Raw genomic sequence first — 3,038 nt, forward strand, 5'->3', positions numbered from 1 at the left:
CATCTCCGCTGAGGCGCTGACGCCACGCCAGACCCTTTCACAGATGCGCGATGCCGCGCTCGCATCCCAGAAGGCCTAGTCATGACTTCCAGAAAAGACGACATCCGTCTCGGCGCAGACATCGGCGGAACCTTCACCGACATCGCGCTCGACCTGCGCGGAAAGATCTTCTCGACCAAGGTGCTGACCAACTATTCGGCGCCGGAGCAGGCGATCCTTGACGGCATCGAGATCGTCGCGCGCAACGCCGGGATCGTGCCTGCGGACATCGGCATCGTCATTCATGGCACGACGCTCGCGACGAACGCGCTGATCGAGCGCCGCGGCGCCAAGACGGCCCTGGTCACGACCGAAGGTTTTCGCGACGTCATCGAGATGCGGACGGAAAATCGCTTCGAGCAGTATGACCTGAACCTGAGACTGCCGACGCCGCTGATCCCGCGTGAGCATCGCTTCACAGTCAAGGGCCGTATCGGCGCCGAGGGGCAGGAACTGCAGACGCTGGACGAGGCTGCCTTGGAGAAAATCGCCGACGAGATCGCGACCGGCGGATTTGGGGCGATCGCGATCGGCTTCATCCACGCCTATGCCAATCCGGCGCACGAACGCCGAGCGCGGGAGATTCTCGCTGCGAAATTGGATGTCCCGATCTCGATCAGCGCAGAGGTGTCGCCGCAGATGCGCGAGTTCGAACGCTTCAATACTGTTTGCGCCAACGCCTATGTGCGCCCTCAGATGGCCGACTACCTGGCCCGCCTGCAGATACGGCTGAAAGAGATGGGGGCCGAATGCCCTGTCTTCATGATCCATTCCGGTGGCGGCCTGATCTCGGTGGAGACGGCTTCGGAGTTTCCTGTTCGTCTGGTGGAATCCGGCCCGGCGGGCGGCGCGATCTTCGCGGCCGACATCGCCCGGCGCTTCGGGCTCGACAAGGTGGTCTCCTACGACATGGGCGGCACGACGGCAAAGATCTGCCTGATCGAGGATTTCGCGCCGCGCACGGCCCGGACCTTCGAGGTGGCCCGTACCTATCGCTTCTGCAAGGGCTCGGGCATGCCGATCTCCATTCCGGTCATCGAGATGATCGAGATCGGCGCCGGCGGCGGCTCCATCGCCTGGGTCGACGCGATGGGCCGCATCCAGACCGGACCGGAAAGCGCGGGCTCGGAACCCGGACCGGCCTGCTACGGCCGCGGCGGCAAGCATCCGGCGATCACCGACGCGGATCTCGTGCTCGGAAAACTCGATCCTAACAATTTCGCCGGCGGCGCCATCAAGCTCGACACCAACGCCTCCGAACGGGCGATCATGCGCGACGTCGGCGAGCGGTTGTCTCTCGACACCATGTCCACCGCCTTCGGCATCTGTGAGGTCGTCGACGAGAACATGGCCAACGCCGCGCGCGTTCATGCGGTAGAGAACGGCAAGAACATCTCCGACAACATCATGATCTCCTTCGGCGGCGCTGCCCCGCTCCACACGGCGCGGCTTTGCGAGAAGCTCGGCATCGACCAGTGCCTGGTACCGCAGGGCGCCGGCGTCGGCTCGGCGATCGGTTTCCTGAAAGCGCCTTTCGGCTACGAGGCGCTCGCCTCCCGGCTCACACGCCTCTCGCAGTTCAACAGTTCCGAGGTCAACGCGCTCCTGGCAGACCTCAAGGCTTCGGCGGAAAGCTTCGTCAGGGCCGGCACGAGCGGCAGGATCGTCCGCGAGATCACTGCCTTCATGCGCTATTCCGGCCAGGGCTGGGAGATCCCGGTGCCGCTCCCGGACGCACCGTTCGGCGACAATGCGGTCTGCGAGCTCAAGAAGCTGTTCCGAACGAACTACCAGCGCTTCTTCGGCCGCGCCATCGACGGTCTCGATGGACTGGAGATCGAGATCGTCACCTGGTCGGTCAAGGCAAGCGACGAGCGCCCCGCCGTCGAAAGGCATCAGCTGACAACCGGAGGCCGCACGCTCCATCCGACTGTCACCCGCACCGTTTTCGACCCCGAGACGGGTTCGACGCAAACCTATGCGATTGTCGAGCGCGACACGCTGACGGCCGGCGACCGCATCGTCGGCCCTGCCGTCATCGTCGAACGTGAGACGTCGACCGTGGCAACGACGTCCTTCGACGCCGTCATCCAGAGCGACGGCTCAATTCTTCTCATCCGCAAAGGCAACCAAGCATGAGCGACCCAGGCATGAACAACATCGCCGAAATCCGCATGCAGGTCATGTGGAACCGGCTGATCTCTGTCGTCGAGGAGCAGGCGCTGACCTTGCTGCGCACGGCTTTCTCGACTTCGGTGCGCGAATCCGGCGATCTCTCCGCCGGCGTATTCGATCCACGCGGCCAGATGCTGGCGCAGGCCGTCACCGGCACGCCGGGCCATGTGAACACCATGGCCGAGGCCGTCCTTCATTTCATGAACGAAATCCCACGCGACGAGATGTACGAGGGCGACACCTACGTCACCAACGATCCCTGGAAGGGCACGGGCCACCTCCACGACATCACCATGGTTTCGCCGTCCTTCCTCGACGGGGAACTCGTCGCCTTCTTCGCCTGCACCGCGCATGTGGTCGACGTGGGCGGGCGCGGTTTCGGCGCCGACGCGAAGTCGGTCTACGAGGAAGGCATACAGATCCCGATCATGAAGTTCGCTGAGAAGGGCAAGGTCAACATGGACCTCGTCCGGATTCTGCGCACCAACGTTCGCGAACCGAACCAGGTCGTCGGCGATTTTTACTCGCTCGCCGCCTGCAACGAGGTCGGCCATCGCCGGCTGGTCGGCATGATGAAGGAGATCGGCCTCACCTCGCTTGGCCATCTCGGCGAGTTCATCTTCTCCCGAACTCGCGACGCCATGCTCGAGCGCATCAAGGGGCTGCCGAAGGGCAGTTGGTCCAATGAGTTGGTCACCGACGGCTACGATGAGCCGGTCAAGCTGGCGGCGACGGTCTCGGTGCGCGACGACCATGTTGACGTCGATTTCACCGGCACCGATCCGATGAGCCGCTGGGGAATCAACTGCCCCATCATCTACAGC

Annotated in this window: 2 protein-coding genes; both read left to right on the forward strand. The window is 63.8% G+C overall.

Features of this window, described 5'->3' with window-relative positions:
* The first annotated feature begins 81 nt into the window (after positions 1-81).
* Positions 82-2,178 carry a hydantoinase/oxoprolinase family protein gene (locus EOA86_RS28570; protein ID WP_128344725.1) on the forward strand — a complete coding sequence of 699 codons (2,097 nt, stop codon included), beginning with the start codon at positions 82-84 and terminating at the stop codon, positions 2,176-2,178.
* Between the two features lie 11 nt (positions 2,179-2,189).
* Positions 2,190-3,038, forward strand: an 849-nt coding sequence (locus EOA86_RS28575; RefSeq protein ID WP_164892062.1) for a hydantoinase B/oxoprolinase family protein, incomplete at its 3' end; no start/stop codon positions are given.

It is taken from the genome of Mesorhizobium sp. M5C.F.Ca.IN.020.32.2.1 (genome assembly GCF_004023105.1).
Taxonomy (GTDB): Bacteria; Pseudomonadota; Alphaproteobacteria; order Rhizobiales; family Rhizobiaceae; genus Mesorhizobium; species Mesorhizobium wenxiniae.

Excerpts from the sequence above, each read along its gene's own strand:
- EOA86_RS28570 (WP_128344725.1), top strand. The coding sequence starts at position 82 with ATGACTTCCAGAAAAGACGACATCCGTCTCGGCGCAGACATCGGCGGA.